A 20,750-nucleotide genomic window follows, 5' to 3' on the forward strand; every position below is an offset into this window, starting at 1 on the left:
ATCTCGAGATCCCGGGTTCGCATCTTCGATGCGCCCCGGGATGACGGGGGAATATTAAGAGTGGAATTAGCCACCTACGCCATCCTGCTTGCCGGCGCGCTCGCCGGCGGTTTTGTCTCCGGACTTTCCGGTTTCGGCACGGCGCTGATGGCGCTGGGGATCTGGCTTTACATCCTGCCGCCAGCCATTGCGGTGCCGCTGGTCCTGATCTGTTCGGTGAGTTCGCAGATCTCGACATTGCCGTCGATGTGGAAAGTTCTCGACTTCAAGCTGGCGTGGCCGTTCGTCGCCGGCGGTCTTGTCGGCATGCCGATCGGGGCGCTGCTGGTCGCGCGCGCCGACCCGCAAAACTTCAAGCTCAGCGTCGGCGTGATGCTGCTGGTATTTCCCACCGCACTCTATTTCATCCGCAAGCCGATGGCCTTCCGCTTCGGCGGCCGGCCGGCCGACGCAGCCATCGGATTTGCCGGCGGCATCCTCGGCGGCCTCGCCGGCCTGTCGGGCCCGCTGCCGACCTTGTGGGCCAGCATCCGCGGCTGGACCAAGGATCAGCGCCGCGGCGTTTTCCAGATCTTCAACGGCAGCGTGCTCGGGGCCGCGCTCATCCTGCAAATCGCCAGCGGCTTCGTTGAATTCGACGTGTTCTGGCTGGCGATGCTGGCGCTGCCCGGCACGCTGATCGGCGCCCGTCTTGGCATGCGGACCTACCACGCCCTCAATGACCGAAACTTCTACGACGTCGTGCTGGCTCTGCTGTTTCTTTCCGGGGTCGCATTGGTGTGGAGCAGCATTGCTCCGAGATAGGCGCGCATAGCCGCCATGTGCTCCGAGTAGATTGCTGTACGCTGACCTCCAAAGCGGCTAACCAATCGCGTCATGAGCTCCCCTGCTTCGCGCGAGCGCCTCGGCCTGTTGCTGGGCTTCATCGGCATGGCGATCTTCGGCGGCACGCTGCCGGCGACGCGGATCGCGGTTGCGGAAATTGATCCGATTGCACTGACCGCGCTGCGCACCGCGATCGCCGGGCTGTGCTCGCTGGCGCTGCTTCTCGTGTTGCGCCGTCCGCTGCCGCCCCGCGCGCTGTGGCTGCAACTGATCATTGCGATGCTTTGCGTCGCGATCCTGTTTCCGCTGTTGATGTCGATGGGCATGCAGAGGGTCGACGCCTCGCATGGCGGCGTGGTGCTGGGCGTGCTGCCGATCGCCACCGCGCTGGTCGCCGTCGCCATCACCCATGAGCGGCCGCGGCCGCTGTTCTGGATCGCTTCCGTCGCCGGCGCCGCGCTGGTGATCATGTTTGCATTGCGTCAAGGCGGCGGTGCTCTCGCAGCCGGTGACCTGTTTCTGTTCGCCTCCGTCGCCGTCGCCGCGATCGGCTACGCATTCTCCGGCCGGCTCACCTCGCAAATGCCGGGATGGGAGGTCATAAGCTGGATTCTGGTGATTGCGCTGCCGCTGTCGATCCCGGCCGCCGTGCTGACCATGCCCGCCGATATCACCCACATCGCGCTGAAACCCTGGCTCGGGCTGCTCTACGTCGCGCTGTTCTCGCAATGGATCGGGTTCTTCGCGTGGAATGCAGGACTGGCAATGGGCGGCATCGCGCGGGTTTCGCAGATCCAGTTGCTGCAACCCTTCATCACCTTTGCGCTCGCGGCGTTCTTCAACGGCGAGACCATCACGCTGCAGATCCTGCTGTTCGCTGCCGCCGTCGTGGTGACGGTCGCCATTTCGACGCGCACGCGGGCCAAACCGGCGCCCTCACCGCCGCAGCGAAATCGCGAGCCGCCTCAGCTCGCGGCGTCCTGATCGGTCAGGACTGGATTTTCCGCGATCAGTTCGGCCCTAATCTTTTCCGACTGGATAGCGCGCAGCAGAACTCTCGCCGTTTTCAGATGGTTCGCCTTTACGGACAGGCGGATGATCTGGCTGACCGAGACATCGCGCATCGCGTCGTCGGACATTTTCTTGGCGATTTCGAGCCCGCGTTTCATCGCCGCCTGATACCGCTCGCCTTCAGCGTTCCTCTGGCTTTCTGCCTTGGGACCGCGCAGCGTCGCCATCCTCTCGACGATGGCTGCGGCCGAGAGGCAGATCTCGCGAATCCTTTGCGCCGCCTCGATATCCCCCTCGGGCTGAGCGTCGATTTCCCAGACTTCCGGCGGCCGATCCTTGCGAAACCAGCGCATCGTGCGGGCCCCTCTCGATACCGGAAAACATATTCCGACATCGATCGGGTCCGCAAGAATACGCGCTTACCTCACTCCGCCGCCGAAATGCGGCTGAACTCGGTGGCCTGCAGCTCGAACAGCCCGCGATAGATGCCGCCGGGGCGCGCCGTCAGCGCCGCATGCGTGCCCTGCTCGACGATCTCGCCGCGGTCGAACACCAGGATACGGTCGAGGCTGCGCACCGTCGACAGCCGGTGCGCGATCACGATCGAGGTCCGGCCTTTCATCAGCCGCTCCATCGCCTGCTGGATCAGGCCCTCTGACTCCGAATCAAGGCTCGAGGTTGCCTCGTCCAGGATCAGCACCGGCGCGTCCGCCAGGAACGCGCGTGCCAGCGCGACACGCTGCCGTTCGCCGCCCGACAGCTTGACGCCGCGCTCGCCGACCAGCGTGCCGTAGCCCTTCGGCAGCCGCAGGATGAAGTCATGCGCGTTGGCAAGCCGCGCCGCCTGCTCGATCGCAGCCATGCTGGCTCCCGGCCGGCCATAAGCGATGTTCTCGGCCAGCGTGCGGTGAAACAGGATCGGCTCCTGCTGCACGATCGCGATCTGGCTGCGCAGCGATTGCTGCGTGGCTTTCGCGACATCCTGACCGTCGATCAGGATTTTTCCGCCGCCGATATCGTAGAGCCGTTGCACCAGCTTGACGAAAGTGGTCTTGCCGGAGCCGGAGCGGCCGACCAGGCCGACCCGTTCGCCGGCGCGGAGCTCGACCGACAGTCCGTCATACAGCGGCGCGCGGTGGCCGCCGTAATGGAACGTCACGTCGTCGAACACGATGCGGCCGCCCTGGATGTCGATCGGCTTTGCATCCGGCGCATCGGCAATGCCGATCGGCTCGTCGTGAATCGCGACCAACTCCTCCATGTCGTTCACCGAACGCTGCAGGTTGTTGATGTGCATGCCGACGTCACGCAGGTACGCGTGAATAATGTAGTAGCTGGTCAGCACATAGGTGACGTCGCCCGGCGTGGCGCGGCCGGCGATCCACAACAGGATCGCCCCGCCGATCACGGAGCCGCGAAAGCACAACAGCACCGCAAGTTGCGCCGTCGAGGTGTAATTATAGCGGTACCACGTCCGACGCACGCGCGTGCGCCAGCGTCCGACGACGCCGGCCAGCCGCGCATCCTCGCGCGCTTCCGCGCCGAATGATTTCACCACCGCATTGCAGGTCAAGGCATCGGCCAGCGTGCCGCCAACCTTGGTGTCCCAGGCGTTGGAGACGCGCGCGACGGGTGCGATGTAGTTCACCGAGAACGCCATCGTCATCGAGACATAGATCACGGTGCCGACCGCGATGACCGCACCTAACACCGGCCAGTGCAGCCCGAGCAGGATCATCGAGCCGACCAGCACCAATAGCGACGGCAGCAGCGCCATCAAGATGGTGTCGTTGAGCAGGTCGAGCGCCCACATGCCGCGCGTGATCTTGCGCACGGTGGAGCCGGCAAAGCTGTTCGCGTGCCAGTCGGTCGAGAAGCGCTGCACGCGCGCGAAAGCGTCGCGCGACACGTCGGACATGGTCGTGAGCGTGAACGGCACGATCGCCTGCAGGCCGGTGAGGCGCAGGATCATCGACATGAGGCCGAGCGCGACGATCCCGCCGAAGGCGACAAACGCGGCATGGCGCGCCGCCGGATCTGCGGTGCCCCGCGTCAACGCGTCGACCAGATGGCCGGAGAAGATCGGCATGAACAGGTCGGCCGCGGTCGCGCCGAGCAGGCCGCCGGCGACGACGATCGCGCGGCCGGGCTGTCGCAGCCAATGGCGGAACACGAACGGGATCACCACGCGTATCGCCGCGGGACGTTTGTCTGTTTGAACGGTCATGGCGTCATCCGGCTGCGCGAAAGGCGCATGCCGGCTCCATCTGGGTTTGACGCGCGGGCAGCCTCGGGCCGAACGCATGCGTCGTTGAAAACTGTCGTTAAGTCGTTGGGAAGTTTGGAAAGATCGGGCGTCAGGCCCGATCAGGGCCGGCGGAGATCGCGCTCAGCGACGCGTCCTAAAAACCAGCACAAGCATCGGACGCGAGGGCGCGATCTGCGAATACATCGAAATCATGCAAATCTCCCCGGTTCGAGCGACAATGCGCAGCTTATAAATGCATCGCGGGTAGTTTGCAACATGACAAGGGCGTGAACGGCGTTGTTGCGCCGCTTCTAATGCGCATCGCCGCCAAGCACCGCTGCAGAAGGCTTTTTCAGATACGTAGCCCGGATGAGCGAAGCGACATCCGGGACCACTTCATCCGATCATCGCGCTATCAAAAGCATTCCCGCATGTCGCTGCGCTCATGCGGGCTACAATGGCCGTGTCGGGCAAGCCCCGTAGCCCGGATGAGCGCAGCGACATCCGGTGGCCGTTCTATCCAATCACTCGCGCTCTCCAAAACCGTCCCTGCTTTGATCAGCGTCTCCCGCCCAATCATCAGGTAATATCCCGGCTCTCACAAAACGATGAAACGACGAATACGGCCAATCGCGCACGCGCTGCACAAGACCATGCTTGACCGGATTGTAATGAATGTAATCAACATGCCGCGCAAAGTCGTTCTCATCGCGGATCGTGTGTTCCCAGAATCGTCTTTGCCAAAGCGCCAAATCACCGTTCGGCCGGCGCCTCAACTGAGGCGAAGTATCGATGAAAGCGCTGCTGAAATGCCCCTTTATACGCCGCCAGCGTCCGGAAAAATCCGAATCGCCAGATGGCAATGTGAGGATCGCGTGCAGATGGTCGGGGAGGATCACGACCGCGTCGATGACGAATGGGCGCTCCTGACGAGCCACGCGTAGCGCGTCGCGCAAGAGATCGACGCGCTCTACAAGGACCTTGGAGCATCGATCTGCTAGCGTGACCGTGAAGAAGAACGTTCCGCCAGGGACGAAATTGCGTCGATAGTTGACCATGTTCGACTAACGCCATCCTCTACATCCCGCATGTCGCTGCGCTCATGCGGGCTACGTATGCTAATGCGCATCGCCGCCGAGCGCCGCTGCAGAAGGCTTTTTCAGAACCATCACCAGCAGGCTCAGGGCGAAATAGAACACGGTCAGCATGAAGAAGGCGTCGCCATAGCCCATCACGACGGCCTGACGGTGCACGATCTGCGACAATTGCTTCATCGCCATCAGCGCGGAATCGCCCATGCCCTGCAGGCGCTGGGTGAACATGTTGAGCGTCTCGACCGCGGTGGCGTTGCCCCAGGTGACACGGTCGTGGAGCCGCGAGATGTGCAGGTCGGTGCGCTCGTTCAGCACCTGGTTGATGACGGCGAGGCCTACCGCACCGCCGAGATTGCGCGTCAGGTTGAACAGACCCGAGGCGTTCTTCACGCGCTCCGGAGCCAGCGTGCCGAGCGCGATTGTGTTGGTCGGCACTATCACCAGCATCAAGCCGGCTCCGCGCAAAATCTGCGGCAGCAGCAATTCGTAGAAATCATACTCTTTCGTCATCCAGGTCATCTGGTACGAGCCGAGCGCGAACAGCACCAGACCGGTCGCGATCAGGTAGCGCACGTCGTATTTCGCCATCAGCCGCCCCACGATCGGGGCGGTGAGAAACATGGCGATACCAGACACGAACATGGTCTCACCGATCATCATCGGGCTGTAGCCACGCACTTCGGCGAGGTAACGCGGATACATGTAGGTGAGCCCGTAAAGGCCGATGCCGACGCAGAACGAGATCAGGCAGCAGAGGCTGAAATTGCGGTCGGTAAAGGTCAGGAGGTCGACGATTGGCTCTCGCACGCTGAACACGCGCCAGAAGAAGGCGATCGCCGAGATCGCACAGATCGCGGCGCAGACCGCGACCGAGGTGTCTTCCAGCCATTGCGACTGCGGCCCCTCTTCCAGCACATATTCGAGCGTGCCGAGGAAGCCGGCCATGAACAATAGGCCCCACCAGTCGAAATGCTCGAGCAGCGCGAAATTCGGCTTGTCGAAATCGCACAGCGCCCACACGCCGATGGTGATGCCGATGCCGGGAACGATGTTGATGAAGAACAGCCAGTGCCACGACATCGTGTCTGTAATGAATCCGCCGACCGTCGGCCCGATCGTCGGCGCCAGTGTCGCGACCAGGCCGATGATCGGCGCGACGATATGGATTTTCGAACGCGGAAACACCGTATAGGCGGATGCGAACACGGTCGGGATCATGCCCGCGCCCAAAAATCCCTGGATCGCGCGCCACACGATCATCTGCTCGATGGTCGAGGCAAAGCCGCAGAACAAGCTTGCGACGGTGAAGCCGGAGGCGGAAATCGCAAACAGCAAACGTGTGCCGAACGCGCGCGACAGAAAGCCGGATAGCGGGATCGCGATCACCTCGGCGATCAGGTACGAGGTCTGCACCCACGACACTTCGCTGGAACTGGCGGAAAGGCCGGCCTGAATCTGCTGTAGCGACGCCGAGACGACCTGGATGTCCAGGATCGACATGAACATCCCGAACACCATGATGAGAAACGCAAACAGCCGCCGCGGCGGGATGCGCTCGTCGGCCGCTTCATTCATCAGCGAAGGCGATGCGGTGGTGGCGTCGGCCATGGTCAGCTCGGCACAGGGGCCGGGCTTTCGCCCGGAGGGCTTCAAGAAGAATTACTGCGGTTGAACCATCCCGGGCGCGTCGAGGTCGGCTTCGCTGTCCGCGTCGGCGGCGCCCTCGCGGGTGTCGACGGTCACATAGACGGACATGCCGGCGCGCAGCAGGTTCTGCTTCGCAACGTCCTTCGGCACGCGAATGCGAACCGGCAGCCGCTGCACGATCTTGGTGAAGTTGCCGGTGGCGTTGTCCGGCGGCAGCAGCGTGAACACCGATCCTGCCGCGGGTGAAATGCTGTCGATGACGCCGGCGAATTTGCGATGGCCGTACGCATCCACCGATATTTTTACGGGCTGACCGGGACGGATGCGCTTGAGCTGGGTTTCCTTGTAATTGGCGTCGATGAAGACGTCGTTGAGCGGCACCACATTGGCGAGCCGCTGCCCGGCCTGGATGAAATCGCCGGCGTTGACGAGGCGATTGGAGAAGGTGCCGTCGACGGGAGCGCGCACCGAGGTGAAGGCAAGGTCGCGCTCCGCCTTGGCAAGCTGGGTCTGCAACTCCACGAGCTGCGCGCGGGCCTCGGCCTGTTGCGCCTTCGTCACCTCGACATTGTCGCGCGCGGCGTCATGGGCGGCCTGCGCCGACTTCACCGCGGCAAGGCTCTGGTCGCGGCCGGCTTCGGAAACCTCGAACGCGGCGCGCGAGGCAAAGCCCTTGGTGCTCAGCGTCTGCTGGCGATCGAAGTCGAGGCCAGCGCGTTTCATCGCCGCTTCCGCGGAAGCGAGCTGCGCCCTGGTCTGCTCGACGGCGCTTTCCAGCGCCGTGACCTGACGGCCGATACGGTCGATGGTCGCCTGCTGGGTCGCGATCTTGCTGCGCGCGGCTTCCACCGCGATGCGGTAGTCGCCGTCGTCGATCCTGAAAATCACGTCGCCGGCGCGAACGAGCGAATTGTCGCGCGGCAGGATAGCCGCGACATGGCCCGATACCCGGGCGCCGAGCGTGGTGTTGTTGGCGCGAACGTAGGCATCGTCGGTCGAAACATAGAAGCGGCCGACGAGAACGAAGTAGACCCCGTAAGCGGCGGCCGCGAGCACGAGCAAGCCGAGCACGCCGATCATGATGAACTTGCGCTTGCCCGGTTTCGCCGTCGCCGAGGCATCGACGGACGCCGCGGCCGGCTTTTCAATTGCGGGGGCGCCGGGCGGCTCCGCGGGACGACGCCTGGTTTCTTCCGCTACGTGGGTCCGCAACTGATCGGCGAACTGAGGTCCGGCCTCAGGCGCGGCTTCATCCTGCTCCCCGTCCGGCTCGGCGCGAACGACGCGTGCCGCCTGGTCTCTCGCTGCGGCCATCAACGGGCCTCCCCATTCCAAAATGTCGCGATGCATGAGGCCACGGAAACCGGCCGCACTGGCGCCTTTAACTCAAAATATCATTGACCGAACGGTTCGGTCAAGTTAGATTACTGATATCGACCATAAAGCGAAAATAGGCTTCCCGCTATATCCGGGGTTGAATACTCGCGCGAGAAGATAAACCAATGGTTGCACCCACAGCAAACAGGATTCATCCCTTAGGCGAGGAGGACAGTTCGAAGCGCCGCCAGATTTTGGACGGCGCGCGCAAGGTGTTCATGGATCTGGGTTTTGATGGGGCCAGCATGAACGAAATTGCGCGGTCAGCCGGCGTCTCCAAGGGCACGCTTTACGTTTACTTCGCCGACAAGAGCCGGCTGTTCGAGGCCATTGTCGAGGACGACGCGCTCGAAAAAAGCAAGATCGCGTACAATCTCGATCCGAAACGCGATGTCGAGACCACGCTGCGCGAATTCGGCCGAACCTATATCGGCTCGATCTGCCGGCCGGGCGGCGGTTCGTCGATCCGCACGGTAATGGCAATCGCCGAGCGGATGCCGGAGGTCGGACGCCAATTTTACGGGAACGTGCTGGCAAAGACGATCAACCGCCTCGCCGAGTATCTGCAGGCGCATGTCCGGTCGAACGATCTTGCGATCGACGACTGCGCCCTCGCCGCCGCGCAGTTCCTGCAGATGTGCCAAGCGACGCTGTTCCTGCCGTTCGTGTTTCAGGCCGAGCCGGCGCCGTCGGCAGAGCGCATCGCGCGCGTGGTCGACAGCGCAACGCGGATGTTCCTGCAGACCTATCGGGCGAAGCCGGCGTAAGACCGGCCTGCGCTTTTTTGATGATGCCCTCGCTAGAATCTGTACGTCGCGCTCCCCAGCACGGTGCGGCCGATGCCGAAGAAGCAGTCGCCACGCGACCAGCAGGTGGTGACATGACGCTTGTCGGCGATGTTGCTGGCGTTGACCTGAAACCGCCAAGGGCCAGTCTCGTAGCGGATCATGGCGTCGAACAGCGTGTAATCAGGCGTGCGGATGGCGTCGGTGCCGTCCCAGGACTCGCCGATATAGCGCACGCCGCCGCCGACGGTGACGCCTTGCAGGCCGAGCGCGGTGAGACGGTACTTCGCCCATAGCGAGGCCTGATGGTCGGGCACGGTTTCGACACGCTTGCCGGCATTGTCGCCGCTTTCCACCCGAGCATCGAGGTAGGAATAGGCACCGATCAGATCGAGGTCCGGTGTCACGCGGCTGATCACCTCGAGCTCGGCGCCGCGAATGCGCACCTGCCCGGTCTGGACCGAGAGCAGAGCGCCGTCGGGGCTGCTCGCCAGCCGGTTCTTCTCGGTGGTGTCGAAGATCGCACCGTTGATCGCCGTGCCGGGCATTGGATTGTACTTGAAGCCCAGCTCCACCATTTCGCCCTGCTGTGCTTTGCAGGTGCCACCGACACAGATGCCGGAGCCGAAGATCGGAGTGAAAGATTGCGCATAGGTGACATAGGGCGTCAGGCCGAACGGCAATTCGTACATCAGTCCCGCGCGGCCAGTGGTCGCCCTGGTGTCTTCCGCCGGCGCCCCTTGCACGTTGTTGGTGACAAAATCCTGGCGCAGGCCGACGACCGCCAGCCACGGCCCGAGCCGCATCTGGTCCTGCGCGTAGAGCCCAAGCTGGCTCTGCCGCAGGTCCGGTTCCGGCGATAACGGCGGCGCAGCGACGCCGTTATAAACCGGCGCATAGAGATCGAACCGCGTCAGATCGAGGTAGGTGCCAGACAACGCGCTTTCCTGAAGGCTGCGATAGTCGACGCCGAACAGCGCTTTGTGCGTGATCGGGCCGGTCGCGAACTTCAATTCGGCGTTGCTGTCCGAGGTAAAACTGTTCTTGCTGGTTTCCCGTCCCGAGACGAACCGTGCCACGGTGCGCCGCTGAGGATCCCCCAGAAATGGATCTGGATTTGAATAGATGTCCGGATAGATGAACCGGTAGATGCCCTCGATATGGGCGTAACGCATGTTCTGCCGGATCTTCAGGCCGTCGCTGAAGCTGTGCTCGAACAGGCTCGAGACCGCGCCGGTTTCGGTCTGGTAGCGATCATAGCTGGGCTCGCTGGTAAATCGCCGCACTGGAATAAGCCCGTTGGGGCCGGGGAATAGTGTGCCCTCATGCGGCAGGAACGCAGTGGAGATACCACTCATATCCTTTTGGTAGGTGCCGAGCACGGTCCAACTGGTGTTGTTGGTCGGCCGCCACGTCAGCGACGGCGCCAGCACGATGCGGTCATCCTTGACGTAGTCGGTTTGCGTATTGCTGTCGCGGAATACGCCGATGAAGCGATACAGCCACTCCCCGTCCTTGGTGAGTTTACCTGTGCTATCGAGCTGCACCTGCTTGCGGTTGAAACTGCCATATTGCACGCCGATCTCGTTGAAGGCCTCCGCCTGCGGACGCTTCGAAATCAGGTTCAGCAGGCCTGCCGTCGAGGTGTCGCCATACAGCACCGATGACGGCCCGCGCAGCACCTCGATGCGCTCCAGCGTGTAGGGATCGGGCCGCCATTCGTTGAACTGGAACGTGTTCACCACGCGGGTGCCATCGAGATAAATGTTTGGATCCTGGCCGCGAAAGCGCGGATAGTCGCCGCGTGAATCCGGGCCAAAGGCGTCGGCGAACACGCCGGGTACGTAGCGCAGCGTTTCCTGCACGGTGAGCGCGCCCTGGTCGGTGACGCGGTCGGCGGTCACCACCGTGATCGATTGCGGCGTTTCGCGCAGCGGCGTGTCGGTCTTGGTGCCGGTGCCGCTTTGCCCGGCGAGATAACCTCGTACCGGTCCGGTGCCCGTTTCCGCGCGCGCGCCAGCGGCAGCATCAGGCGCCGTCCGTCCGCGCTGGGCCGTGCGACGGCTCGCCGCTGACGCGGCTTGCCGTCTCGGTACGGGACGCGAGCGCGCGGCCGGCGGACGTGAGGGCTGGTCGACCACGACGGCCGGCAATTCTCGCGCGGACGATTGCGCTTCCGCCGGCGTCACATCGATCATCGCGGCGAGCATCGGCAGCGCGGCGCCGAGCCATCCCGCGGTCTTCAAGCATGCAGTCATTTCCAGTCCTCATCGATTCGCGCGGGACCAGTAACAAGCATGACCATGGTGATGAAGTGCGCGAAGGATGAAACAGCGAACCAATCACGGGTTTAGAATTAGTATTCCTCCAAGAAACTGGATTGCGCCGATCGGCGGTTGTGAGGAATTGGCAATACGCGGCTTTGCGCGAGTACGCGGATGCATCGTTGTTGTAGCCACTGTGGCGCAGCAGCAGCTCGCAGGGAGCCAAGGAAGTGGGGAACAAAATGATGCCATCGCACGTAATGGTTGCGTTTCGCAACGACATCAACGAAAATGCCTTGGCTTAGGAACCAAAGTTCCGCTGGATAGTTTATCTCCGCTCGGAGGCAGGGATGATGTCCGTCAAGAGCGCACTTTTTTGGATGACCGGCGTTCCGCTGTCGATCATTCTGCTGCTCGCACTCTTCCTGCATCCCGGCTGACGCGTTCGTTAGCCGGTCGTCGCTCGCGCCATGAAGCGTGACGCGCGACTCGGCAGGAGCACCATCACCGCACGCACGGGGTATTGATGACGACGGGTTGCTCATCCCTGACCGGCCTCTATCACAAGCTGCGCAGCGCCTGGTCGGCGGAGACGAGCAGCCAGTGGCGGTCCGACAATCCCGCGGCGGGTCAATGCTCGGTGACGGCGCTGGTGATCCAGGACGAACTCGGAGGCGAGATCCTGAAAACGCAGGTCAACGGCGCCTGGCATTTCTACAATCAGGTCAACGGGCGGCGCGTCGATTTCACGATGAGCCAGTTCGACAGCCCAATCGGGTATGATGACCTGCCAAGCAACAGGCAGGAGGCGCTCGATGACACGTCCATGAAGCAATACGAATTGCTTCTCGGACGGATACAATCAGGTTGTTGACCTCTCGAAATCTGTCGCTCATGCCCCGGACGCGGGGCACCGCGAAGCGGTGCGCCGCAGAGCCGGGGCCCACTATCTACCGCGCGATCGCGACAATGGGTCCCGGTTCTGCGACGCAGCGCTGCGCGCTGCATCGCGCCCGGGACACGTGCGACCACGGTGAAGGATGTTGACGCCAAATGACCCGCATCGCCTTCATTCTCGTTTTGCTCTTCACCGCGCCCTGGGAAGCAGCCGAGATTGTTGAGGTGAAAGATCGAGGCCCCGTCGACCTCGCGCGGTTCACCTGCCGGGACATCACCCGCAGCAGCATCATTAGCCGGGTATGTTACGACAGCGAAACCCGGCGCATGCTGCTCCAGCGCCACGCGGTCTACCAGCAATATTGCGACGTGCCGAAAGCCGCGTACGATGCGCTCCTGAACGCGCCATCGATGGGCCAGTACTTCCACGCAACCGTTGAGACGGCCGGCCGCGAAGGCAACCGGCCTTACGACTGCCGGCCCGGCAAGGCGCCGTCATATCAGTGACGTCCCGCCTGCCCATTGTGGCCATCGTGTCCCTCGCGCCTCCGTGATTTGACAATTCATCTATTTTTGTCAAAATCGTAAAATGGGTCCGCGCACGCGCATTCTGGATGCCGCGATGCTGGTATTCCGCCGGCACGGTTTTCGACGCTCGTCGATCGAGCAGGCGGCGGAGGCCGCCGGACTGACGCGGCAGGCGCTCTACCATCATTTCAAATCCAAGGAAGCGCTGTTTCGCGCCGTCATCGAACGGCTGCATGAGGAAGCGCTCGCCGCTGAAATCGCCGCGGCCGGCGCCGCCGAGAAGCAAGGCGGCAGCCTCGCCGATATTCTCGTCGCATCGGTCTCCGCCAAGCTCGGGCAATTGGCCGCTTCGCTCGATGGCTCGCCGCATGTCGAGGAGCTGTTCTCCGAACATCTCCTGCAGGCGCGCGACCTCTATCAGAAATATGCCGCCGCCTATGCGGATCAGCTCGACGCGACGATCACACGCGTTTGCCGCAAGCAGAGCCTCGTTCTCAACGCCGGCATGACGCCGCGCGATCTTGCGCGATGCGTGGAGATGGCGGTCAACGGCACCAAATCCGCCTACCCCGCGATGCAGCCGACTGACGCCTTCCTGAAGGATCTGGAAATCATGCTGCGCACGCTGATCGCCGGGGCCGTCGGCCCGGCGAAGCAGCCGCGCGGGGCCAAACCGAAGCCGGCCAAGAAAGCCGACAAGAAACCCGACAAGAAATCCGCCCGCAAACCTGGAGATCGCAGATGAGCACCATGACGATCAACGGCAAGCTCGCTCCCCTCCCCGACGATCCCGATGCGCTGCTGGTCGACGTCGTGCGCGACGAACTCGACCTCACCGGCACCAAGCTTGTGTGCGGGGCCGGCGTCTGCGGCGCTTGCACAGTGCTGGTCGACGGCGAGCCTGCCGTGAGTTGCCTGATGCCGGCGCGCACCGCCGCGGACAGAAACGTGACTACGGTCGAAGGCATCGGCGCGGAAAAACTTCACCCGGTGCAGAAGGCCTTCATGGCGCACGACGCCCTGCAATGCGGCTTCTGCACGCCGGGCTTCATCGTCGAGGCAGCGGCGTTTCATGATTCCTGGCGTGCGGCCAAGGCAACGGCGGTGCCCTCGCGCGAGGAAATCGGCGCGGCGCTGTCGGGGCATCTCTGCCGCTGCGGCGCCTATGACGGAATCTTCCGCGCCGTGGCGGATGCCTGCGCCGGCCGCTTCGACGGCGAGGAGTTCGTTCCGCCGCGCATGGAAGCGCGCGACAAGGTGACGGGATCGGCGAAGTATACCGTCGACATCCATCATGACGGCCAGCTCGAAGGCGTGATCCTGCGCTCGCCGTTCGCGCATGCGCGCATCGGTGAGCTCGATCTCACCGCCGCGCGCGCCATGCCGGGTGTGAGCGCAGCGATCTCGCTGCTCGGCGACGACCGCATCGTCCGCTTTGTCGGTGAGCCTATCGCCGCCGTCGCCGCCAGGGATCGCAAGACGGCGCTGGCCGCCATCACCGCAATCAAGGTCGTAGGCGAACGCCTGCCGTCGGTAATCGGGCTCGATGAAGCGCGCGGGGCCGATGCGCCCGTCGTGTTCGAAAAATCCACGCGCAAGAAGGCCGGTAACGTCTCCGAAGGAGCCGGAGCGCCCGCCTCCTGGAAAGGTAACATCCGCGGCCCCTCGGCGGCGTTCTCCAAGAAGCCGAAGAAGGTGCGAAGCTGGATCGACAGCGCGCGCTCCGCGAACAATCCGCTGCTGGTGGAGGGCACCTTCCGCACCGGCACGCAACAGCATGCCTGCCTCGAGCCGCATGCGGCGGTCGCGCGTTTCGACGGCGATCGGCTCACCGTGCATGTCTCGACGCAAGCCGTGTTTCACCTGATGGAGCTGATCGCCAAGCGCTACAAGCTCGCCCACGACAAGGTGCGCGTGATTGCCGACCATGTCGGTGGCGGCTTTGGCTCGAAGGCTGCGCTTGGCGTGGAAACGACCACCGCGATCGAGCTGGCGCGCGAGGCCAAGGCGCCGGTGCGCGTCGCCTACGATCGGCACGAGGAGCTTTCGGTTACCGGCTATCGGCCGGCGGCGGAAATGAAGGTCGCGCTGCTGCCGTCCGACCAGGGCGAATTGAAAGCGCTTTCGTTCACCGCTTATGCCGATACAGGAGCTGCGACCAATTCAACCATCGCGGCACTTGCCCGCCTGATCTATCCCGCAGAAGGCAAGGAACTGGCCGATTTCGATGTCATCAGCAATTTGCCGGCTGGTGCCCCCTTCCGCGGCCCCGGCGGGCCGCCGATGGCGTTTGCGCTGGAGCAGGCGGTCGACGAAGCGGCGGTGCGCATGAACATCGACGCGATCGCGCTTCGCAAACGCTGGGATCCCGATCCTAACCGCCAGCGGCTCTACGATTGGGCTTCGAGCCTCGAGGTCTGGCGCAACCGCAAACCGGTCGCTGCGCAAAGCGGCCGTTATCGCCGCGGCGTCGGCGTCGCCACCGGCTACTGGCTATACTTGTGGCAGCCCGGCTCCAAGGTCGAGGTGGCCGTGAAGGGCGGACGCCTGATCGCCAGCACCGCGACGCAGGATATCGGCACCGGCACCCGCACCGTGATCGCCAATACGCTCGCACGCGAGTTTGGACTGGAGCCGCACGAAGTCGAAGTCCGGATCGGCGATTCCAAACTGCCGGAAGGGCCGGGCTCCGGCGGCAGCCGGGTGACGGCTTCGGTGATCCCGCCGATGCTGCTCGCCATCGAGCAGTTGAAAGCCGCGATCCAGCAAAGCGCAAAACGGCGACCCGTCCCCGGCTCCAATGCGCCGTGGCGCGAAATGCTCGCAGCCTCGCCCGACCTCGCCGCTTCCGGTGTGCGGCCGGAGGACTCCAGGCAGATGGCGCCGGGCATCCAGTCGCCGCTCAAGCAAGCCGGCTTCATGGGTTGGATCTTCGGCTGGATGATGCGGCGCTTCTCCAACCTTGCGATCGGCGCCGGTGTGCCGAGTTCGGTGCAGGTCGTCGAAGTCGAGGTCGATACCTGGCTCGGCCATGTCAGCGTCGTCAAGGTTCACACCGGCATTGCGGTCGGCAAGGTGGTGGCGCCCGCGCTGGCGCACAGCCAAGCTGCTGGCGCGGTCATCCAGGGCGTCGGCTACGCGCTCTATGAAACACGAGAGGTCGATTCCCGCACCGGCGATGTGCTCAGCGGCGGCATGGAAGATTATCGCATTCCCGGAATCGCCGACACGCCTGTCATCGAGGTGCATTTCGACCAGGGCGGATTCGATCACGTGCTCGGCGGCAGTGTCGGCATCGGCGAGGTCGCAACCGTGCCGACCTCGCCCGCGGTCGCCAACGCCATTCACCACGCGACCGGGGTTCGGCTGACCGAACTGCCGATCCGCCCCGACCGTCTCGTCGCCGCGCTCAAAGGGAGGGCCGCCGCATGACACCGACAGCCATGACCGCCACGCAAGCCGGCGAATTCCGCGCCGCCGGCACCGACCTCTCCGAGCGGCGCCGCAGCGGCGTCTCGACGGGGCCGTTGATCGATATTTCAGCCGCGCCCGACATGATCGGGATGCATTGGGGCGCCGACGGAAGTTTGCGCCTCGGTGCCTTCACCACCATTGCCGCCATCGCGGCCGATGCACGCGTCGCCGCGGCGTATCCGGGCATAGCCGCATCCGCGCAAGGATTGGCGACGCCGCAGGTCCGTCACTTCGCCACCCTCGGCGGCAATCTCGCGCAACGTTCGCGCTGCTGGTATTTTCGAAATCCGCACATCGCCTGTCTCAGGAAGGGCGGACCGGATTGTCCCGCGCGGTCCGGCAATCATCTCTACCACGTCGCGTTCGACCTCGGCCCCTGCGTGGCGCCGCATCCCTCGACGATGGCCGCGGCGCTGCTTGCCCATGATGCGAAAGTGATGACCGACCAACGGAGTTCGCTGACGATCGGCGACCTCCTCGGCGACGGCTCCAACGGTACCGCCGACAACGCACTGCAGCCGGGCGAGATGATCACGAGCGTCGAGCTCCCCTCATCGCTGCAAGGCGAGCGCGCGCTCTACAAGCGCGCCATCAGCCGCACCCATGCCGAATGGCCGCTGGTCGAAGTCTGCGCCCGCGCCGTGGTGAAGGACGGCGCATTCCAGTTCATCCGCCTGGCCGCCGGCGGCATCGCCCCGGTGCCGCTGCGGCTTGCGGCTGCGGAAGCCGTGTTGCAAGGCAACGCGGCCAGTGCAGCGAATATCGCTAGCGCCGCCGAGCAGGCGACGGCAGGCGCCAAGCCGTTGCCGATGACGGGCTACAAGCTCGATCTGCTGAAGGGCGTGGTGCGGGATTTGTTGGAGAAGATTGCAAGAGTGAGCGTGAAGATCTCGTAGCATGGATAGAGCGAAGTATTGCTTCGCTCTATCCATCCTACGCGTTGGGCAGTTCGCTCAACGCTAATGATGATGATCCTCGAACTCGTCTTCCTCGTTGACCTTGCTGTTGCCCTTGAACCAGCGCGACCAGGGCTTTTTGCTGCCGAGCGACCCCGTCGAATAGGGATCGCGTGACGCGTAAGGGTTACGCTGGGCGCGCGCGGCGACCTGCTCGCCCGATGCCGCGGCGGGCTGACAGATGGTGCGGCGCGAGGGACGGCGCATCAGGTCGACGTGAATGTGATCCTCGTGGTGGGAGTTGGAGCCCGGCGCCAGCACGGTGTTGAACTGCTGGCAGGCGGCCGCGTGCACATCTCGCAGAAAGCCCTGCTCTTCCGGCACGCCGCGCCAGCCGCCCTTGACCGTGATGCGCCTGCCGTCGGCGAGCGTGAAGGCTGCGATGTCGAGCGCGTTGCCGAACGCGTGCTCGGAAATATGGGCATGCGGATTGCCGTTCATGCCGCGGCAGGAATAGGCGGAGATCTGCTTGATCTCGACGACGCGCATGCCGAACCAGCGCATCGCCGCCGGCTGCACGGAATCGGTCAGCCAGCGGTCGAGCGCGGAGACGATCGGACACGCCAGCGTCGCCGCCGGCTTCATCGAGACCTGTCCGAAGGCGCTGACGGAATTGCCTTGCGCGGGACCGAGCCGCGGCGCAGCCGGCGATGGCGAATTGGACGGCGGCGGATACGGCGCAGAAGACGGCGCGGTGTAACGGTCACGCGGTGGATAGGATGGTGGCGCCGCATAACCGCCGCCGTGCGGCGTCGGCACGCCTTCGGGCGGCAGATCGATGTCCTCCTGTTGCGAGGCGACACCCGGCGCGGACAGCGAGATCGGGCCGTTCGACGGCGCGGCATAGTTCGGCTGGCGCGGCGCCGGATTCGGATAGTTTCCTGAATGGCTCCCAGGATAGTTTCCAGAATAGCTCCCAGAAGAGTTCCCAGAATAGCTTCCTTGGGGCGGAGCCGGCGCCGGGGCGCGCGCGATCGGCCAGCGCGGCTGATTGCCGACATTGGCGGGCGGCCGCAGGCTTTCGTCGGCAAAGCCGAAAGAGGCGGTGTTTTCGCCGAGCGCCGCCACTTTCAGCGGATATTCCGCGCCGCACACGCCGGGACCGGAGATCGGATCGATCCGGACCAGCTCCGGGCTCTCCTTGACCGCGCCGGACTTCAGACATGCGACTTCGGCCTCGGTACGCCACGGTTCGCGCTCGGCGGACTGAAAAAATCCGCGGCCACAACCCGCTAGCGAGACGAGGACGAAGGAGCCGACGAGATACAAACGAACTCCGCGCGTCATCCCGCGCACGTTCAACCAATTTATTTAAAGACTCTTCAACATGTTGATTTAACGATTTTTTTACCACGTTGCCGGGGCTGCCGACCGTGCAGATTCCGTGGATGGACAGCGGCGCTGACTTTTTGGGCCGGGAACGCTTTGCTAACCTTAAGTGTTAGGTGCGGGCAGACGTGAACCCAGGGAGCCTTCCCAATGGATTTCGTAAGTCCTCTCGTCAGCAGACTTGGCGTTGTAACCGCGTATGTTGCAATTGCTTTCGTCGGCGCGATTGTGCTTGGCGTGTTCTAGACTACCCGTCCAGACAATGGACCCGAACGCCCGGTGACCAAGTCACCGGGCGTTTTCGTGCACATAGCGTTTTCGAGCGAAGTGGATTCCGGTTCGCGTGAAGAAAACGCGTCAAAACAAAATAAGCCATTCATGAGCGCGGCTCGGACATCATCGCCAGGCTATCGGCTCGGCGCATGATGCGGCTCCAATTGTTACCGGAGCAGTAGAAGCGGAGAAGCGCGCAGGCCTCGACGCGAAGCGTATCGACCCCCTTCATCGACATCGTGCCGTAATACGTCTCGCCGCTGTCCTGGCTGTAGACGCCGCCGGTCCATTGCCTTTCCGTCTTCGGCTTCATGTTGATCAGAATCGCCTCACCCTCCTCGTTCGACGATGAATTGAGCACATAGCCGCACAGCGCGCCGCCGCATTTTCCGATCCGCACCCTTCCCTTGCCTTCCGTCTGCCAGTCGCCGATCGGCGAATCCGATGGCCCTTCCTCGGCCTGACGCGAGACGCGTTCAACCTGTGGCGCAGGCTGGACAGTTTCGGCCGGTTTCGCAGGCGGTGGCGGCGGCAACGGAATCGAGGCCTGCTGAGCCGGTGGGGGCGCAGGCGGCGGAGTTGGCGGAGACGGTGGCGGCGCGACGATTTCCGTCGTCGATGCGGCCGGGGTGTAGACGGCCGGCGGTGGCGCGGCGACGACGGTCTTGGGCGGGGCTGCTGGCGGCGCAGGTGGCGAAACCGTCTGTGGTGCAGGCTTCGCCGGCACGGCCCCATCGCGATCATCGTCATGTCGGTCGCGTTTGTGGCGCCAGTTGAGGCTTCTGGAGACCGACATCGAGGCACAGGACGTCGAACGGCAATGCCTGGAGGATTCGATGTGCACCCGATGGCTGCCGATCTTGAATGAAATCGCGCCGGCATGGGCGGAAGAACCAAACAGCATCAGCACGGCGAGAAAACAAAGCTGTTTCATCGAAGCCTCCCGCGGGTGATCGCGGAAAATTAGTCGCGGGGAACTTCGGCTGGATGTGATTTGAATCACCGAGCCGCTTCGGCGCTGCCTGGAGCGTTTTCAAGCGAAGCGGACACCGGTTCGCGTCAAGAAAACGCGTCAAAACAAGAATCTAGAGCCCGGTTCTGATTCAATCAGAACCGAAGAGGCTCTAGCGCTTCGTGATCTGCATCACAGAGCGCGTCCCCGCGCCCGCGTAGGGTCTGCCCACGTTCACCGCCACCACGCACAAGCCGCTCAGGAGGCTCTCATGAAGAAGCTGTACATCCTCGCCGCATTGTTGATCGCCACCACCTCGGCGCATGCGGGCGGCATTACCCTCCAGATCAACGGCGAGCGCATTCGTGTCGAATCGCCGCGCAACTGCAACGCCATTTCCTGCATCAAGATCACCGCGCCCGGCTATAACGGCACGCTCGGCAATATCGACCTCAAAGGGCTGGGCTCGAAGAGCAAGGACGACGATGAGGTGGTCGCGACCGCGCCGGCCAAACCCGCGACGTCAGCTCCTGCATCCGCCCAGGCCGCCGCGCCGCAGCCTGCAGCTCCCGCGGCACCAACTGCAACGCCTGCGCCCGCTCAAACCACCGTCGCGGCCGCAACGCCGGCGCAAACCGAAGCACCGCCCGCTCCGCCGCCGCCCGCCCCGGCCGCCGCCGCGCCCGCGCCTGCACCGCAACCGGCTGCGGCCGCAGCGCCCGCTGCCGACTCGCCGATCGGTGTCTGGGCGACGGAAGAGAACAAGGGCAACGTGCGCATCGAGCAATGCGGCGCCAATCTGTGCGGCTATTCCGTCAACACCGGCGAAAGGATCCTGATCAACATGAAGCCCCAGGGCAGCAAGTGGACCGGCCGGATTCATGATCCCGACAGCGGCCGCAACTACGACTCGACGATCGCGCTGAAGGGCGCCAGCTCACTGCGCGTCCAGGGTTGCGCCTTCGGCGGCATGTTCTGCGGCGGCCAGACCTGGAAGCGCGTGAGCTGAAGATTTGTCACCCGAGTTCTACCCGAGACCTATTCTCCCGAGACTTATTCTCCCCAGACTTATTCTCCCGAGACTTGGGCC

17 protein-coding genes are annotated in these 20,750 nt (G+C 63.8%); 9 read left to right on the forward strand and 8 right to left on the reverse strand.

What is annotated here, in order from left to right; all coding sequences use genetic code 11:
* The first annotated feature begins 60 nt into the window (after window positions 1-60).
* Entirely contained in the window at window positions 61-804 is a 744-nt protein-coding gene (locus tag V1292_RS01100) for a sulfite exporter TauE/SafE family protein (protein WP_334369925.1), read from the forward strand.
* 72 nt (window positions 805-876) lie between these two features.
* Complete coding sequence (locus V1292_RS01105) at window positions 877-1,809, forward strand: DMT family transporter (protein WP_334369926.1); 933 nt, start codon at window positions 877-879, stop codon at window positions 1,807-1,809.
* Here the strand turns inward: V1292_RS01105 and V1292_RS01110 are convergent.
* The 5 genes from V1292_RS01110 to V1292_RS01130 form a co-directional block, all read right to left on the reverse strand.
* The gene (locus tag V1292_RS01110; protein ID WP_334369927.1) at window positions 1,791-2,189 is read right to left on the reverse strand and encodes a hypothetical protein; all 399 of its coding nucleotides are present in this window, start codon (window positions 2,187-2,189) and stop codon (window positions 1,791-1,793) included. The genes V1292_RS01105 and V1292_RS01110 overlap by 19 nt on opposite strands.
* Before the next feature lie 71 nt (window positions 2,190-2,260).
* Window positions 2,261-4,063 (reverse strand): ABC transporter ATP-binding protein, encoded by a 1,803-nt coding sequence (locus tag V1292_RS01115; protein ID WP_334369928.1) that lies wholly within the window; start codon window positions 4,061-4,063, stop codon window positions 2,261-2,263.
* A 545-nt stretch (window positions 4,064-4,608) separates the two neighbouring features.
* The gene (locus V1292_RS01120) at window positions 4,609-5,142 is read right to left on the reverse strand and encodes an REP-associated tyrosine transposase (RefSeq protein WP_334369929.1); all 534 of its coding nucleotides are present in this window, start codon (window positions 5,140-5,142) and stop codon (window positions 4,609-4,611) included.
* 60 nt (window positions 5,143-5,202) lie between these two features.
* On the reverse strand, window positions 5,203-6,786 hold the full coding sequence (locus tag V1292_RS01125) for a DHA2 family efflux MFS transporter permease subunit (RefSeq protein WP_334369930.1): 1,584 nt from the start codon (window positions 6,784-6,786) through the stop codon (window positions 5,203-5,205).
* 51 nt (window positions 6,787-6,837) lie between these two features.
* Window positions 6,838-8,139, reverse strand: a complete 1,302-nt coding sequence (locus V1292_RS01130) for an HlyD family secretion protein (protein WP_334369931.1) — start codon at window positions 8,137-8,139, stop codon at window positions 6,838-6,840.
* A gap of 188 nt (window positions 8,140-8,327) precedes the next feature.
* On the opposite strand from V1292_RS01130, the gene V1292_RS01135 reads away from it, so the two are divergent.
* Window positions 8,328-8,969, forward strand: coding sequence for a TetR/AcrR family transcriptional regulator (locus V1292_RS01135; protein WP_334369932.1), 642 nt, complete (start codon window positions 8,328-8,330; stop codon window positions 8,967-8,969).
* A 32-nt stretch (window positions 8,970-9,001) separates the two neighbouring features.
* On the opposite strand, the gene V1292_RS01140 is transcribed toward V1292_RS01135, so the two are convergent.
* A complete protein-coding gene (locus tag V1292_RS01140) occupies window positions 9,002-11,245 on the reverse strand; it encodes a TonB-dependent siderophore receptor (protein ID WP_334369933.1) in 2,244 nt (747 codons plus the stop codon).
* 532 nt (window positions 11,246-11,777) lie between these two features.
* On the opposite strand from V1292_RS01140, the gene V1292_RS01145 reads away from it, so the two are divergent.
* The 5 genes from V1292_RS01145 to V1292_RS01165 all read left to right on the forward strand — a co-directional run bounded on the left by V1292_RS01145 (window position 11,778) and on the right by V1292_RS01165 (window position 17,046).
* Window positions 11,778-12,125, forward strand: coding sequence for a YunG family protein (locus tag V1292_RS01145; RefSeq protein WP_334369934.1), 348 nt, complete (start codon window positions 11,778-11,780; stop codon window positions 12,123-12,125).
* Window positions 12,126-12,304: 179 nt separating this feature from the next.
* On the forward strand, window positions 12,305-12,655 hold the full coding sequence (locus V1292_RS01150; RefSeq protein WP_334369935.1) for a KTSC domain-containing protein: 351 nt from the start codon (window positions 12,305-12,307) through the stop codon (window positions 12,653-12,655).
* 82 nt (window positions 12,656-12,737) lie between these two features.
* Window positions 12,738-13,421 carry a TetR/AcrR family transcriptional regulator gene (locus V1292_RS01155; protein WP_334369936.1) on the forward strand — a complete coding sequence of 228 codons (684 nt, stop codon included), beginning with the start codon at window positions 12,738-12,740 and terminating at the stop codon, window positions 13,419-13,421.
* Window positions 13,418-16,108, forward strand: a complete 2,691-nt coding sequence (locus V1292_RS01160; protein WP_334369937.1) for a molybdopterin-dependent oxidoreductase — start codon at window positions 13,418-13,420, stop codon at window positions 16,106-16,108. Before V1292_RS01155 ends, V1292_RS01160 begins: the two co-directional genes overlap by 4 nt.
* A complete protein-coding gene (locus V1292_RS01165) occupies window positions 16,105-17,046 on the forward strand; it encodes an FAD binding domain-containing protein (RefSeq protein WP_334369938.1) in 942 nt (313 codons plus the stop codon). Before V1292_RS01160 ends, V1292_RS01165 begins: the two co-directional genes overlap by 4 nt.
* A gap of 63 nt (window positions 17,047-17,109) precedes the next feature.
* Here the strand turns inward: V1292_RS01165 and V1292_RS01170 are convergent, their stop codons facing one another.
* Together V1292_RS01170 and V1292_RS01175 are read right to left on the reverse strand one after the other, a co-directional pair.
* Window positions 17,110-18,393 carry an extensin-like domain-containing protein gene (locus V1292_RS01170; protein WP_334369939.1) on the reverse strand — a complete coding sequence of 428 codons (1,284 nt, stop codon included), beginning with the start codon at window positions 18,391-18,393 and terminating at the stop codon, window positions 17,110-17,112.
* Window positions 18,394-18,811: 418 nt separating this feature from the next.
* The gene (locus V1292_RS01175; RefSeq protein WP_334369940.1) at window positions 18,812-19,642 is read right to left on the reverse strand and encodes a DUF2147 domain-containing protein; all 831 of its coding nucleotides are present in this window, start codon (window positions 19,640-19,642) and stop codon (window positions 18,812-18,814) included.
* 289 nt (window positions 19,643-19,931) lie between these two features.
* Between V1292_RS01175 and V1292_RS01180 the strand changes: the two genes are divergently transcribed.
* Complete coding sequence (locus V1292_RS01180) at window positions 19,932-20,669, forward strand: DUF2147 domain-containing protein (RefSeq protein ID WP_334369941.1); 738 nt, start codon at window positions 19,932-19,934, stop codon at window positions 20,667-20,669.
* Window positions 20,670-20,750: the final 81 nt, after the last annotated feature.

Source organism: Bradyrhizobium sp. AZCC 1719 (assembly GCF_036924525.1).
Classification (GTDB): domain Bacteria; phylum Pseudomonadota; class Alphaproteobacteria; order Rhizobiales; family Xanthobacteraceae; genus Bradyrhizobium.

Excerpts from the sequence above, each read along its gene's own strand:
- V1292_RS01105 (WP_334369926.1), top strand. The coding sequence starts at position 877 with ATGAGCTCCCCTGCTTCGCGCGAGCGCCTCGGCCTGTTGCTGGGCTTC.
- V1292_RS01110 (WP_334369927.1), bottom strand. The coding sequence starts at position 2,189 with ATGCGCTGGTTTCGCAAGGATCGGCCGCCGGAAGTCTGGGAAATCGAC.
- V1292_RS01115 (WP_334369928.1), bottom strand. The coding sequence starts at position 4,063 with ATGACCGTTCAAACAGACAAACGTCCCGCGGCGATACGCGTGGTGATC.
- V1292_RS01120 (WP_334369929.1), bottom strand. The coding sequence starts at position 5,142 with ATGGTCAACTATCGACGCAATTTCGTCCCTGGCGGAACGTTCTTCTTC.
- V1292_RS01125 (WP_334369930.1), bottom strand. The coding sequence starts at position 6,786 with ATGGCCGACGCCACCACCGCATCGCCTTCGCTGATGAATGAAGCGGCC.
- V1292_RS01130 (WP_334369931.1), bottom strand. The coding sequence starts at position 8,139 with ATGGCCGCAGCGAGAGACCAGGCGGCACGCGTCGTTCGCGCCGAGCCG.
- V1292_RS01135 (WP_334369932.1), top strand. The coding sequence starts at position 8,328 with ATGGTTGCACCCACAGCAAACAGGATTCATCCCTTAGGCGAGGAGGAC.
- V1292_RS01140 (WP_334369933.1), bottom strand. The coding sequence starts at position 11,245 with ATGACTGCATGCTTGAAGACCGCGGGATGGCTCGGCGCCGCGCTGCCG.
- V1292_RS01145 (WP_334369934.1), top strand. The coding sequence starts at position 11,778 with ATGACGACGGGTTGCTCATCCCTGACCGGCCTCTATCACAAGCTGCGC.
- V1292_RS01150 (WP_334369935.1), top strand. The coding sequence starts at position 12,305 with ATGACCCGCATCGCCTTCATTCTCGTTTTGCTCTTCACCGCGCCCTGG.
- V1292_RS01155 (WP_334369936.1), top strand. The coding sequence starts at position 12,738 with ATGGGTCCGCGCACGCGCATTCTGGATGCCGCGATGCTGGTATTCCGC.
- V1292_RS01160 (WP_334369937.1), top strand. The coding sequence starts at position 13,418 with ATGAGCACCATGACGATCAACGGCAAGCTCGCTCCCCTCCCCGACGAT.
- V1292_RS01165 (WP_334369938.1), top strand. The coding sequence starts at position 16,105 with ATGACACCGACAGCCATGACCGCCACGCAAGCCGGCGAATTCCGCGCC.
- V1292_RS01170 (WP_334369939.1), bottom strand. The coding sequence starts at position 18,393 with ATGACGCGCGGAGTTCGTTTGTATCTCGTCGGCTCCTTCGTCCTCGTC.
- V1292_RS01175 (WP_334369940.1), bottom strand. The coding sequence starts at position 19,642 with ATGAAACAGCTTTGTTTTCTCGCCGTGCTGATGCTGTTTGGTTCTTCC.
- V1292_RS01180 (WP_334369941.1), top strand. The coding sequence starts at position 19,932 with ATGAAGAAGCTGTACATCCTCGCCGCATTGTTGATCGCCACCACCTCG.